The organism is Aureimonas sp. Leaf324 (assembly GCF_001423245.1).
In the GTDB taxonomy this organism is placed as follows: Bacteria; Pseudomonadota; Alphaproteobacteria; order Rhizobiales; family Rhizobiaceae; genus Aureimonas.
This window is the reverse complement of record NZ_LMOH01000019.1, coordinates 1-11783: the sequence shown is the minus strand read 5'-3', so window position 1 is coordinate 11783 and position 11783 is coordinate 1. Positions and strand designations below refer to the sequence as shown.

Annotated in this window: 17 protein-coding genes; 12 read left to right on the top strand and 5 right to left on the bottom strand. The window is 64.0% G+C overall.

Going from position 1 to position 11783, the window contains the following annotated elements; all coding sequences use genetic code 11:
• On the bottom strand, positions 1-620 hold a 620-nt coding region (locus ASF65_RS20930), incomplete at its 3' end, for a GntR family transcriptional regulator (protein ID WP_244486643.1).
• A gap of 318 nt (positions 621-938) precedes the next feature.
• On the opposite strand from ASF65_RS20930, the gene ASF65_RS12080 reads away from it, so the two are divergent.
• Positions 939-1277 carry a hypothetical protein gene (locus ASF65_RS12080; RefSeq protein ID WP_156369290.1) on the top strand — a complete coding sequence of 113 codons (339 nt, stop codon included), beginning with the start codon at positions 939-941 and terminating at the stop codon, positions 1275-1277.
• Here ASF65_RS12080 and ASF65_RS21440 read toward each other — a convergent pair.
• Complete coding sequence (locus ASF65_RS21440) at positions 1274-1735, bottom strand: helix-turn-helix domain-containing protein (RefSeq protein ID WP_156369289.1); 462 nt, start codon at positions 1733-1735, stop codon at positions 1274-1276. The two genes, ASF65_RS12080 and ASF65_RS21440, sit on opposite strands and share 4 nt — an antisense overlap.
• Before the next feature lie 388 nt (positions 1736-2123).
• On the opposite strand from ASF65_RS21440, the gene ASF65_RS21435 reads away from it, so the two are divergent.
• Positions 2124-2735 carry a hypothetical protein gene (locus tag ASF65_RS21435; RefSeq protein ID WP_156369288.1) on the top strand — a complete coding sequence of 204 codons (612 nt, stop codon included), beginning with the start codon at positions 2124-2126 and terminating at the stop codon, positions 2733-2735.
• On the opposite strand, the gene ASF65_RS12070 is transcribed toward ASF65_RS21435, so the two are convergent.
• Positions 2725-3273, bottom strand: coding sequence for a recombinase family protein (locus ASF65_RS12070; RefSeq protein WP_055889474.1), 549 nt, complete (start codon positions 3271-3273; stop codon positions 2725-2727). The genes ASF65_RS21435 and ASF65_RS12070 overlap by 11 nt on opposite strands.
• A 175-nt stretch (positions 3274-3448) precedes the next feature.
• On the bottom strand, positions 3449-3574 hold the full coding sequence (locus tag ASF65_RS22280) for a hypothetical protein (protein WP_280137632.1): 126 nt from the start codon (positions 3572-3574) through the stop codon (positions 3449-3451).
• Positions 3575-3779: 205 nt separating this feature from the next.
• On the opposite strand from ASF65_RS22280, the gene ASF65_RS12065 reads away from it, so the two are divergent.
• From ASF65_RS12065 to ASF65_RS12020, 10 genes are all read left to right on the top strand, one after another.
• Positions 3780-4136, top strand: a complete 357-nt coding sequence (locus tag ASF65_RS12065; RefSeq protein WP_156369287.1) for a hypothetical protein — start codon at positions 3780-3782, stop codon at positions 4134-4136.
• A gap of 298 nt (positions 4137-4434) precedes the next feature.
• Positions 4435-4989, top strand: a complete 555-nt coding sequence (locus ASF65_RS12060; RefSeq protein ID WP_055889470.1) for a hypothetical protein — start codon at positions 4435-4437, stop codon at positions 4987-4989.
• A gap of 225 nt (positions 4990-5214) precedes the next feature.
• A complete protein-coding gene (locus ASF65_RS21430; RefSeq protein WP_156369286.1) occupies positions 5215-6096 on the top strand; it encodes a hypothetical protein in 882 nt (293 codons plus the stop codon).
• The gene (locus tag ASF65_RS12050) at positions 6093-6341 is read left to right on the top strand and encodes a hypothetical protein (RefSeq protein WP_055889465.1); all 249 of its coding nucleotides are present in this window, start codon (positions 6093-6095) and stop codon (positions 6339-6341) included. The genes ASF65_RS21430 and ASF65_RS12050 overlap by 4 nt, the downstream gene beginning before the upstream one ends.
• Entirely contained in the window at positions 6341-6643 is a 303-nt protein-coding gene (locus ASF65_RS12045) for a hypothetical protein (protein WP_055889464.1), read from the top strand. The genes ASF65_RS12050 and ASF65_RS12045 overlap by 1 nt, the downstream gene beginning before the upstream one ends.
• Positions 6640-7065, top strand: a complete 426-nt coding sequence (locus tag ASF65_RS12040) for a hypothetical protein (RefSeq protein ID WP_055889462.1) — start codon at positions 6640-6642, stop codon at positions 7063-7065. The genes ASF65_RS12045 and ASF65_RS12040 overlap by 4 nt, the downstream gene beginning before the upstream one ends.
• Positions 7066-7298: 233 nt before the next feature.
• Positions 7299-9794, top strand: coding sequence for a phage tail tape measure protein (locus ASF65_RS12035; protein ID WP_055889460.1), 2496 nt, complete (start codon positions 7299-7301; stop codon positions 9792-9794).
• Between the two features lie 7 nt (positions 9795-9801).
• Positions 9802-10125, top strand: coding sequence for a hypothetical protein (locus ASF65_RS12030; RefSeq protein WP_156369285.1), 324 nt, complete (start codon positions 9802-9804; stop codon positions 10123-10125).
• 139 nt (positions 10126-10264) lie between these two features.
• Entirely contained in the window at positions 10265-10543 is a 279-nt protein-coding gene (locus ASF65_RS12025; RefSeq protein ID WP_055889454.1) for a BrnT family toxin, read from the top strand.
• Positions 10524-10859, top strand: coding sequence for a hypothetical protein (locus tag ASF65_RS12020; protein ID WP_055889453.1), 336 nt, complete (start codon positions 10524-10526; stop codon positions 10857-10859). Before ASF65_RS12025 ends, ASF65_RS12020 begins: the two co-directional genes overlap by 20 nt.
• Before the next feature lie 102 nt (positions 10860-10961).
• Here ASF65_RS12020 and ASF65_RS12015 read toward each other — a convergent pair.
• The coding region (locus tag ASF65_RS12015; RefSeq protein WP_210166640.1) for a hypothetical protein at positions 10962-11783 on the bottom strand (822 nt) is incomplete at its 5' end.

Here is an 11783-nt window from a genome sequence, read left to right as displayed (position 1 = left end):
AGGCCTTTCCCCGCTTCCTTGAAAGGTTTGAAAGCCTGAGGAAGAATCTTCGTACCGGTCGGCCTCACGGTTTTGTACCCAGGTCCACCAGAACCAAGTCGAAGCCACGTCCTCCATTCCAGCGAGACGATACGGACGACGTTTGGAGCGTTACGCGTCCACGATAGACGCCGCTCCTCGACCGTCAGAAGGCCTTGTGCCGCGGCTTCTCGAAGAGCGTTGCGCACGGTCGACGCTGAAACACCGGCGAGGGCTGCGATGTGACCGATCGTCAAACGGCAGTCTCCCCGCTTCGCGACTTCCATCGCAATGACGGCCAAGACAGAGACCTCGGCGAGCGTGAAGAAGGCGGCGAGTGCCGGCGGGAGCCGGCCGCTCGCAGCCCATCGCCGGCGTCGCTCCATGCTCTCTGGGGAGCGCGGTCGAGATCCGACGCGGCGCCTCGGCGTCGCTGGCGCGATCGGGAGCGCCTTCCGCGCCTCGATCGCCTCGGCGAGGCTTTGCGCTTCGGCATCGTCGAGGGATCCAGCCGCGTGCGCGCGCCAGAGGGCCGACGCGAGCTTCGGGAGATCGCTTCGGCTCGACCGCTCGATCGCGGCCGCCATGGATTGAGAGAACAAGGCCCGGTCTTCCTTCGTCGGGCCGCTCGACGTCAGGTCGCGAAACTCCGATCGGAAAACGTGCGCGACGACGCACCTTCCCCGTTGCGCCTTTAAGGCGCCTGCGCTAGCTTCGGAACTGGCTGGTAGCGAAGCTACTTGGAAATTCGGAAGGCCCTGATCTCACCCGGCAAGGTGATTTTGGGGCCTTTTCGCGTCTAGATCATACTTGCGGCGGTGAAATCCTCGCGTTGCGCGACTCCTGTCGGAGCGCGTTAACCACCATCTCGGCTGTGGCGGCCCTCAATGTCAACGAAGCCGCAGCCGGACGGAGCATCTATGGACCCTGCCCTTCGCGAATTGACTGACACGGCCGCCGCTGGAGCGCGAAGCGCACTCAATCGGTATTCCGGCGTGTTCTCCAACGAAAGCGCCCTCAACGGGACTTGGGGATCCTTCGAGACCTGGATCCTCCAGAAGGTCGAAGCGAGCCGACCAATCTCTCTCGCCGCCGATCGCCTTCGCGAGGAGGCGTTGCGTCTGGATCGCCTCGACGGATACGCGCAACGGGACCAGATCGCGGCGCAGAAAAAGACCGTGCTCCAAGCGATCGACGCGCTTGAGCGCGCGATCCTCGAGCATGGCCGCCTGACGCCCGAGGCATCCTTCCTCTTCTAGCCGCGCACGGCCGCCGCGAGACGCGCCAGAAGGCCGGGACGGACCTCCGGCGCGCTCGGCGCCGGCGGGACGATGATCGCCGCCTTCTCATGCGTCAGAGCGAGCCGTTGCGCCTGCTCGCGCCAGTGCTCGCGATCCTCGCGGAGCTCGACGATCCGCTCACGCTCCGTTGCGAGCAACGCCGCGAGCTTCTCGACTTCGAAACGAAGCGCAACCGCTTCCTGCAACGCCTTCGCATCCATTTCAGAGAGATCGGAAGGGGTTGCGGATCGTTGCTCACTCGTTGGCGGAGGCGTTTCCTTCGTTGCGGCGAGGTAGCGGTCGAGCTCGGCCGCGTCGATCCGAAAGGAACCATCCTCGAGTCTAGAGGCCGAGATTTTCCCACTCTTCACGGCTCGCCAGATGGTCGGCTTGGTCTTTCCAGCGACTTCGGCCGCCGTTGCGAGCGTGTAGCCCATCGGATTGCGCCTCATTTCGCGATGCGGATCGCGAAATGTAACGGCCGAGAGGTTAAGGTCTCCTTAACCATCCGCTCGTCGCATCCGATCGTATCGGGCAACGCCTCTCTGCTCTTCTAACGCAACGCCCTGTGTCGGTTCTATTGCAATGGGTTATGGCCCACCGTTACGGCATCGCTCGAATATCGCGACGCCGCGATAGGTTCTTTGAGGCACCGCTTCCGCCCGCGAGGCGGTGGGAGCGAGCGCGCGCAAACGGAAGGCCACGCTTCCTCGCGTTTCATCACGCTTTCTCCTGATAGCTACCGATAGGGGGCGCTATCCCTCGACCTCGCGATCGGAATTTTGCTTCCCATATTTCGTGCTGGACGAGCAGAAGGTTTCCGACATGAAAGCAGTCATCACCGGAGTAGCGTTGGCTCTGTCGGCTTCGGCCGCTGGAGCTCAAGAGGCGGCTCCTCAAATCACGCCTTCGATGAGCCAGAAGGAAACCTTCAAGGCGATTGGAGCGCGTCTTGAAGCAATCCAAAAATCGCTCAAGTCCTCGAACCGCGGCAATCTATTTGGTGAGGACAATGGGACGACGGCAAATTCTGTAAGTGATCCTGGAAAAATGATGCCGGCTGAACCTGGCAAAAGCGCCTTCCAGACGATCGTTATCAAGCCGACGGAAAATTCCGAGCAAACGAAGGATGCGATAGCCGGAGCAGTTAAAGGTCTATCCGAAGCTGCGTCTAAGTCGGGTGGGAACTTCACAGGTGTCGTCACCACAAACATCGAAAACGTAGCTTCGACTTTCTCAATTTCAGACGTCCTTGGATTTGAAGACGCTATGGAAATGATGGCTGATTTGGGTCAGCAACTGAAAGGAAACCCATACGTCGGCTTGAAAGGCTTCACCGTATCCATTGGGCTGCCGCCTAGCCTAGATGCGGAATTTGAGATGAAACCGGAGCCGACTACGCCAGCGTCTTTAAGTGAGGCTACCCCTAAGCCTTGAGCCGGTCGATCGTCGAGCGATGGACATTGAAGCTCTTCGCGATCGACGTCGCCGTCTCCCCGCCCTCGAGCCGCTTGCGCGCCTCGCGCACCTGATAAGGCGTGAGCTTCGGCTTCCGGCCGAGATGGACGCCGAGCTCCTTCGCTCTCTGCCGTCCCTCGCTGGTCCGCGCCTTTATGAGCTCCCGCTCAAACTCGGCCAGGCCGCCGAGGATCGTCACCATCAATCGACCGTGCGCGGTCGTCGTATCGGCCCATGTGTCGGCGAGCGAGCGGAAGCCGGCGCCGGCATCCGCGATGGCAGCGAGGACGTTCAAGAGGTCACGCGTCGACCGCGCCAAGCGGTCGAGACGCGTGACGAGGAGGACGTCTCCCGGCTGGAGCGCATTGAGAAGCTTCGCGAGGCCGGATCGATCCGTCTTCGCGCCGCTCGCCGTCTCCTGGACGATCCGATCGGCACCGGCAGCGGTTAGTTGCTCGACTTGGCCGTCGAGCGTCTGGCCGTCGGTCGAGACGCGCGCGTAGCCGACGATTGCCATCGGAAATCCCCTCCCATTTTGCGCAGGACATTCGCGCACTCTAACCCCATGCGGAAGCTCAACTCCGATCGGCGCGCGAAACTCTTAACTTCTGCGCATCCCCGCGTTTTCAGGGGATCCAGCGTTTCAGGCTGAAACGCTCGGCAACAGTTTCCGATTTCCATTCCGCATGCCGTCATCCGAAAATGATCGGGATCCAGTGGCGGAGCTCGGCGAGAAGCTCGGCGGCGGCCGCGGCTCCATGGACGGCGAGGAAAAGGCCGATAAACCAGGCGGGAAGGCGAGGGTCGAGGTCGGGCATGACGTGCTCCATCCGGAGCCCGCGACGTGCCGGCTCCATGAAGCCGCGCGAGGTATAAAGTGTTTCACACTTCGGCGGCCCGTCGAGCTTGCGGCCGTCCCGAACCTCTTAACTGCCAGATCCACAGATTTCGTCGCAGACGGGTCGCTCCGAGCGCCCTTGCGGGGCTCCGCTGCGCCCCCTAGCGATAGGGGCGGCCGTTACGGTGTTGGAAGCACCGCAACGGCCTGACCACAACGCGCAACCTCTGGAGAAGCGCATCATGGCTACCGCGAGCAATAGCGGGCGCGCGCCCGTCCTGTCGGGCGAAAACGCTCGACCATCCACAGTCCCGCAGACCGTTCCGCAGGCCGTCGACCTCCTGGTCGGGCGCCTCGCCGCGATCGACGCGAAGATCGTCTCGAGCTCCGTCTCGAGCGAGCGAGCTTGCGTCGAATGGCGCTTCGGCGATGGCGATCCTGAAACCCTGGCGATCCGTTCGATCTTCATCCGTCGCGCCGAGGCGGAGGCGATCGTCCAAGAAGGTGAGGTTCGCATCTTCGCCGCTTATGGCTGCTGCTGATTTTTTTAAGGCTGCGCTTCGCAGCCCTCGATGCTCCGAGGAGCAAAGTGACAGACGTGACATTTTGAAATGTCACGTCGCTCTGACGGCAAAGCCTTGAGGCATAAGCGTCTGCCAATCGGAAAGTCGGAGAGTGACATGAGCGAATGTCACGCGACTTTGTCACGCGCTCCAAAAAATTCCGATTGATCCAAAATCTATAGGAATTTCATAGCCTTGACGGAATAGATCACGCCCCGCTTTCTGACCCTGCGTTCCGCGCGGGTCGCTCCCGCGCTCCCTTCGAAAGGAGCTCGTCTTGAGCAGCTTGCAATCAGTAGAACGGCCAATCAGCACGCAGCTTCTTCGAGCGAGCCTCAAAGGCCGGGAGGCCACATTAGCGGCAAAGGAGGAGGCGTTCGCCAATGCCTCCGCCGCATACCTTGAGAACCCTTCCGAAGAGACCAGAGACGAGCAAAGCCGCTGCGAGATCGCTCGCGACCTCGCAGCCAAGAAGGTTCGTGAGAAGGAGGAGGAGCTCGCGGCCGCGATCCAGCGAGAGGCCGATCCGGCGAACCGGTCCTTCTACGACGCTACGGTCCGCGAGCGCGCTGCCGTCGAGAAGTGGCTTCGCACGCGATACGACGTCCTCGCGAAGGAATTGGGCGAAGGGATCGCACGCCTCGCCGCTGTAAACTACGCAACCCGACGCGCGAACCAGAACCTACCGGAAGATGCCGCAGAACTCGATGATCTCGAGTATGCCGTCCGCCGGTCCAGCCATGGGTTCCACGGCGAGCTTCCAGCGACTGTGAACCTTCCGGCTCTTGAGCACGGAAAGCTCAATCACTGGCCGATCGACAAGGTCGGATGACCGAACATGCGCAGCGCTTTCAGCCCTTTCGCGTCGCGCATCACGAGGCCGGTCCCGCATCTAACCGGGGCCGGTCTCTCCTTTGTTCGTCCTCAAACGAAAAGACCGCCAAGCCCCTGCCAGGGCCGGCGGTCCGGAGATTTCGTCTTGCTCCATTTTCCTATCACGGCGAGCTTTGGCCGCCAAGTCGAAGAGCCGCGTCCAAACCTTCCCGGAGGCCGCCCTATGGGTCGCCTCATCGGCAAGCTCCGGCGCCTGGTCGAGCGCAAGCGTGAGACTGGCATTCCGATCCGCCGCCGGGGCTTCGCGACTGTGATTGCGTGCAGCCTCGCCGATGCGGCAGAGCTATCAACACCGGATCTTCGCCGCCTGGTCGAATGGTTGGGCCTCGGCGATCTTCAGATCGATACGGCGCAAGCAATCGTCGCCGACGGCTTCCGCCGGCGCGACGTCGCTCGAGCCCAAGGATGGACATCGACGCTTAGCCCGCGTGAGATTGGCGAGCTCGTCGACCTAGTGGCGGTCGAGCGCGACGAGCTCGCCTTCTGGCAAGCTCACGCGATCGACGAGACGCCGGCAGCAGGCAAGGCGCGGCGCGCAGCGGACCGTGCGAGAGCGGCTGCGCGGCGGAAAGCGGAGACCTCGGAAGAGGACGTCCAGGCGGCGGACGCCGCGGCCGCACAGAAGCGCGCCAGGAACGCCGCTCGGATGCGCGCGACGCGGCGGAATGGCGGCGCAAAACCTCGAGAGGAGTACGAAGGCGCCTCCCTGACGAAGCGCGCACCATGGCTTCATTTCGGCTGGAGCCGCCGGACATGGGAGCGGAAAGGCAAGCCTGATCCTGTCGCAAGTCCGTGCGCTGTCGCAAGTGCGTGCACGGGGGGACTTATAGGGGGGAAACGTATCGCCGAACGTGAGATGCGATCGGTCCTCCATCCGAAGCCTTCGCGCCACGAAGTCGGACGAAGCGAGGGGTCGCCCCAAGCGATCCCCGACGCGCCGCGCGCCGTCTCGATCGTCCCGTCCAGCATCAGACCGATCGCCGGTCGATCGCTCCGCGCGATCGCCGCTCGATCGACCTTCTCCGGCGCCGAGGTCGCTGCATGAAGCCGGTCGCGTGGCATGTCGCCCGTAAGCGCCTCGGCCTCCAGCCGCGGCCCTTCGCCCTGCTCGTCGCAACCGGTGCCTTTCAGCGCGTCGGCCGCCGCTTCGACCTGGTGACACTTGCCGCAAACCATGCGCGTGCCGTCGAGATCCAGAAGGCTGCCGACCAGCAGATCGAAGCGATCCGGGCTGACGTCGCTCGCCGCCTGGCCGCTCTCGGCGCCAATCCTTATTGCAAGGAGGCCTGATGAACGGCCGGAAAATGATCTCCGTTGAGCAGGCTCGACAACGGCTCCGGCTGTCGAAGGAGAGCTTCAGGCGGCTGATTGAAACGGGCGTCATCCGCTCACACTCCGGCATGGTTGAGCGCGCCGTTCTTGAGGAGAGCTATGGGCGCGCAATGGCTGTCGAAAACGACTTCCGTGATCGCCTTCAAGCGCTCCGAGATGAACGGAGCCAACGTCTAGCCGCGATCGGCGCCGCTCTATCCACCCACATCCCCGCGCCTCGCCTTCGCGAGACGCATCAGCGAGAGGAGCGCCTTCCATGAGCGCGACCACTTCGTCGACGGCCTACGACCAAGCCTTCTCTGCCGGCGCCGCCGCCGAGCGCAATCGGATCGTCGGCATCCTCCAGAGCGAGGAGGGCAAGAAGCGTCCCTCCGCCGCGCTTGAGATGGCGCTCGACGAGACCGGCATCTCGGCGGACACCGCGGGACGCCTTCTGGCTCGATTGCCTGTCGAAGGCGCCTCGAGAGGGAACGGGCCATCCTTCACTCATGGCGCCGGAGCGAAGCGGGAGCATCTCGCCGGTCTCAACGCCGCGGTGGACGCTCTCATTCCGAAGACGGAGGCGAACGCGGGCGGGGCTCCCGGCCCCGCTCCCGCGGAAGCGTCGAACCCTCGGCTATCGAGAATGTTCGCGGCGGTGGACCGTTTGACCGGCGGTCCTGCTGGTTCGTCGAGGTCCTGACCGATGCGGACGAGGACCATCGATCTCCCTGCGACGGTCCTCGGACCCGTTCGAGACCCGCAAGCAGCTGTAGGGACCCTTTCCCCCTGTTTCGGATTGCGGATCCCCCGAGCCCCGATATCCGCACGTAGGAAAAATTCTGCGATCGACGTTTCGTTTCGCTCTTCGGGCGGCCGCAACGCGCTCCGTTACGCTGCGCAACACCCTGATTTTCAGGGATCGGAGGTCCGCGCATGACCGCGATCTCCTCCTCGCTTATTGTCAAGCTGATCGACGGGATCTCGGCTCCGGCTCGAGGCGCGGCGAAGGCGCTCGCCGGGATCGGCGAGGCGGCTCGCCGCGTCAACGGGACGGGCCTTGCCGGCGTCGCATCGAACCTCCGATCGATGGCGAAGGCCAACGAAGCGCATATGGACGCGCTCCGCGGGAAGATGGTCGACGCGGCCGCGATGGGCTACGGCCTCGCGCGGAGCCTGGCCGCTCCGCTCCGCGAGGCTCGCGCCTTCGAGAGCGTCCTCCTCGATATCGGCCAGAAGGCGAACCTCACGGACGCCGGGATCGATAGCCTCGGGAAGAAGATCGGGAAGCTCTCCGTCGAGCTCAAGAAGACGCTCTCCTCGACGGAGCTCGCCGGCGGCGTCGACTTCCTCGCCGGGATGGGCCTCGATCCCGACAACGCTCTGACGATGCTCGAGCCGATCGGCCGAGCCGCACACGCCTACAAGGCGGACGTCCAGGACCTCGCGCGCGCCGGTTACGCGGCCTTCGATAACCTCAAGGTCCCGGCCGAGGAGTTCGGCCGCGCGCTCGACGTGATGGCGCAGAGCGGGAAGGAGGGCGCCTTCGAGCTCCGGGATATGGCTCGATATTTCCCCTCGCTCGGCGCGACCTTCCAGGGCTTCGGGCAAACCGGCGTCAAGGCCGTCGCCGATCTCTCGGCCGCGCTCCAGGTCGCGCGCAAAGGCGCCGGCGATAGCGAGGAGGCGGCGACAAATCTCGGGAACGTCCTCCAGAAGATTGCGGCGCCGGCGACCGTCAAGAATTTCCGGAAGTTCGGGATCGATATCCGGAAGGAGCTCGAGAAGGCGCAGAAGACCGGCAAGTCGCCAATCGAGATGCTCGCCGAGCAGACGAACAAGGCCTTGAAGGGCAACCTCGCCGTGATGGGCGACCTCTTCGAGGACGCACAGGTCCAGAAGGGCTTGCGCGCGATCATCCAGAACATGGACGAATATCGGGCGATCCGCGCGAAGGCGCTCTCGGCCGAAGGCGTCGTCGACAATGACTTCGCCCGGCGCCTCCTGACCGGCGACGCGGCGCTCGACCAGTTCAAGAACCGGATGGCCGACCTCGGTCGGACGATCGGAGCGATCCTCCTTCCCGCGGTCAACGATCTCCTGGAAGTGGGCGGCGAATGGGCGAGCGCGGTCGCGGACCTTGCCGAGCGGCATCCGGTCCTGACGAAGGCCGTGATCGCCGCAACGGCGGCCGTGGTGGCGTTTCGCTCTGCCGCGATCGCGGCGGCTTTCGCGGGCCGCTTCATGCTCGGCGGCGCGCTGACCGGCGCGATCGACGTCGTCGGCGCTGCCGGCAAAATGAAGAGCGCCGGCGCCGCGATGGCCGCTCCCTTCGTCCTGGTCGGATCGAAGGCGAAGGCCGCCGGAAGCCAAGCACGTTCCGCGTTCCGGTTCTGGCGCACTGGCGCGGCCTCGGCGAGCGAGGCGGTCTCCTTCGCCTGCGCCGGCATGGGGGCGGCTCTAATGCGGTCGCTCAAGCCGATCCGCCTCGTCACGGCGGCGCTCCGGATCATGAAGCTCGCCGTCGTCGGAACGGGGATCAGCGCGATCCTCGTCGGGATCGCGATGGCGGGAACCTGGATCTACAACAACTGGAAGGGGATCGGCGTCGCCTTCGAGGCCTTCAAGGGGGCTTTCGACCGCGCGATCGCTCCGGTCAAGCCGGTCCTCGAGCCGATCATCTCGATCATCCAGCGCGTCGCGGATGCCTTCGGGCGCGTGACCGGCGCGCTCGACAATGCGACCTGGGCGCAATGGGGCCTCGCCGCCGGAAAGGCCGTCGGAGAGGCTGTTACGGCCGTCGTCGAAGGGGTCCGGAAGATCGTTGCGGCGTTCGTCGACCTCAAGTCGCAGATCGTTGCGCGCGTCCGCGGCATCGGCGAGAGCATCCGCTCGGCCGTCATGGAAACCGACTATGCGGCGCTTGGCGGCCAGATCATCTCCAACCTATGGGAGGGGATGAAAGGCGCGATGGGCGCGCTCGTCGGCTGGATCAAGAGCTCGATCGCAGACGCCTTCACCTTCCCGTCTATGTCGGCATGGCTCGGCGGCGGAGGCGGAGAAGCCGCCGCGCCCGCAGGCGCCGGCGGATCTCCGACGCCTTCCCCGGCCCCGCTCCCGCGGCGAGCTCGAGGCGGCCACGTTGCGGCAGGCCGGACCTATGCCGTCAACGATGACGGCTCGCGGGATCCCTATGAGATCTTCCGACCTGGCAAGTCGGGGACGATCCTCCCGGCCTCCGAGCGGCGGAAGCTTGAGGGTGGAAGCTCGTCCAGCGTGTCGAGCCCGACGATCAATCAGACCGTCAACATCACGATTTCAGGGGCGAACGATCCGAGGGCAGTCGCGCAGGAGGTGTCTCGGATCTTGGCCGGTGAGACGCAGCGCAAGATGCGCGGCATCTTCGGAGATCTGGCCTTGAGAGGCGCATGAGATGGCTATGAACCTGGACGATCACGAAGTCCGGCGCCTCTATGCCGAGCTCAACGTCCTTCGAGTGCTGGTCGAGGCAACGGTTACGGATCAAGCCCGGCTCCTCACAGAGGACGAGCGTCGAAACCGTTTCGACGCCCTCCTCCAGATCGTCTCGCAGACGAAATGCGAAGAGGCCGACGACGAAGGAGCCGAGCTCGCCGCGGACATAGCGATCCAGACGCAGGAGCTACTTCGGACGTCGCTCCTTCGGATTGCGAAGTGGACACGAACCAACTGGACGCCGCCGGCGCCGGACGATCTCTTGAGTGGGATCCTTCGGCAGTCTTGACCTCACCTGGTGGGCGAGCTCGCGGACCGAAAGGCCGCGATGCTCGTCCCCGATCACCAGCCGGGATTGACGGCGAAGCTCCCCGATGGGAGTTGGCGGCTCGATTTCTGCTCGCCAACCCCCATTTTACAGGCGTACGATGATCGTATGGGACGAGCCGAAGCGGCTCTCGAATATCGAGAAGCACCAAGGTCTCGATTTCGCAGCGATCGACGCGGCCTTCTGGTCATCGGCGATGCTCGTCGAGGCTAAACCTGGATCGGATGGGCGTCCGCGATGGAAAGCGATCGGCCTCCTCGGCGACATCCCCGTTGTCGTCCTGATCTATTCGCCGCTGGGCTCGGAGGCCATCTCCGCGATCAGTCTCCGCCCCGCCAGTCGCAAGGAAAGGAAGGTCTATGACGAACGCACAGCGTAAGCCGATCCCCCTCCTGACTGATGAGGAAGAGGCGCGGATCCAAGCCGGGATCGCCGCCGATCCGGACAATCCGGAACTGACGGACGAAGAGCTCGCGGCGATGCGTCCCGCAAAGGACGTGCTCCCGCCGTCGCTCTACGCTGCCCTCACCGGAACAAAGCTCCCCACTTCCGGGAGCGGCGACGGCGCAAAGGAGAAGCGCGAGCTTTACCGGCGTGCCGGCAAAGGCGTTCTGGCAGCGGCGAAGCTTCGTCGCGCAAGGAAGAAGCGCATTCGCCTCGCGGCTAAGAGAGTGCCAAGCAAACAGATCGCCTGACGACCAAGGAAGGCCGCCAGCGCGCGAGCGCCCCTTCCTCCCGCAAAGCCTAGCAAAGCGGCCCGTGCTTGCTGGCGAGCCGCCCAGGCCGCAACGGCGGCCTTATTCCTTGTCATGCTGCTTCCGGTGGCCCTGGAACCTATTTCTGGGCACGGCGCCGTCGATATCGACCCGGCGGAGTTTCTCCTCGCCGCGGAGGACATACTCGACCCGGACGCGGACCTCCTCGTCAGCATGGACCTTCGCTGTGTCCCGCTCGATATCAAGCTCCAGAACAAGGTAGCGCTCTTGCTGGCCAGGGACGTTGTATTCGCCCTCCCAGTTTCGCCAATCGGTCCCCGTAGCACGCGGGATAGGGCGATGCCCTTGCCAACGTCCTTCGCCATTCACTAGGTCGCGGGCTTCGGCCACGCCAAGGGAAGTGCCCGTCGGGCGCAGGATTACAACCTTCTTCAGAGCTAACGTCCGACGGTTAAGGTTCACAATTCCGAGGAGCGCATCTTCGACGTCGCCATAGCTTCCGCCGATGTTGTGCGACCAGTCTAGCCAGAACTCCGGATCTCGATCTCCTATCGTAGCCCGCAGTTGGCGCCATGCAGGATAAGCCGCAATGAACGCCGCAGCGAGCGCGATGAAGGCGCCGAGCAGCGTTTGATAGCGATTGAGCCAGTGCTCGAAGCCTTCTGTGCTTTCGGCCGCCAGCCAGGCTAGAGCGCCAAGCACGACACATAGCAGCAGCCCGCCGACGATCCGCATCATCCGCCACTCGCTCCTTCTCGGCTGCGACAGATTCTCTCTGCCGATTTCGATCTTCGGATCCGCTCCAGGCCTTTCCCCGCTTCCTTGAAAGGTTTGAAAGCCTGAGGAAGAATCTTCGTACCGGTCGGCCTCACGGTTTTGTACCCAGGTCCACCAGAACCAAGT

Excerpts from the sequence above, each read along its gene's own strand:
- ASF65_RS12080 (WP_156369290.1), top strand. The coding sequence starts at position 939 with ATGGACCCTGCCCTTCGCGAATTGACTGACACGGCCGCCGCTGGAGCG.
- ASF65_RS21440 (WP_156369289.1), bottom strand. The coding sequence starts at position 1,735 with ATGGGCTACACGCTCGCAACGGCGGCCGAAGTCGCTGGAAAGACCAAG.
- ASF65_RS21435 (WP_156369288.1), top strand. The coding sequence starts at position 2,124 with ATGAAAGCAGTCATCACCGGAGTAGCGTTGGCTCTGTCGGCTTCGGCC.
- ASF65_RS12070 (WP_055889474.1), bottom strand. The coding sequence starts at position 3,273 with ATGGCAATCGTCGGCTACGCGCGCGTCTCGACCGACGGCCAGACGCTC.
- ASF65_RS22280 (WP_280137632.1), bottom strand. The coding sequence starts at position 3,574 with ATGCCCGACCTCGACCCTCGCCTTCCCGCCTGGTTTATCGGCCTTTTC.
- ASF65_RS21430 (WP_156369286.1), top strand. The coding sequence starts at position 5,215 with ATGGGTCGCCTCATCGGCAAGCTCCGGCGCCTGGTCGAGCGCAAGCGT.
- ASF65_RS12050 (WP_055889465.1), top strand. The coding sequence starts at position 6,093 with ATGAAGCCGGTCGCGTGGCATGTCGCCCGTAAGCGCCTCGGCCTCCAG.
- ASF65_RS12045 (WP_055889464.1), top strand. The coding sequence starts at position 6,341 with ATGAACGGCCGGAAAATGATCTCCGTTGAGCAGGCTCGACAACGGCTC.
- ASF65_RS12040 (WP_055889462.1), top strand. The coding sequence starts at position 6,640 with ATGAGCGCGACCACTTCGTCGACGGCCTACGACCAAGCCTTCTCTGCC.
- ASF65_RS12035 (WP_055889460.1), top strand. The coding sequence starts at position 7,299 with ATGACCGCGATCTCCTCCTCGCTTATTGTCAAGCTGATCGACGGGATC.
- ASF65_RS12030 (WP_156369285.1), top strand. The coding sequence starts at position 9,802 with ATGAACCTGGACGATCACGAAGTCCGGCGCCTCTATGCCGAGCTCAAC.
- ASF65_RS12025 (WP_055889454.1), top strand. The coding sequence starts at position 10,265 with ATGATCGTATGGGACGAGCCGAAGCGGCTCTCGAATATCGAGAAGCAC.
- ASF65_RS12020 (WP_055889453.1), top strand. The coding sequence starts at position 10,524 with ATGACGAACGCACAGCGTAAGCCGATCCCCCTCCTGACTGATGAGGAA.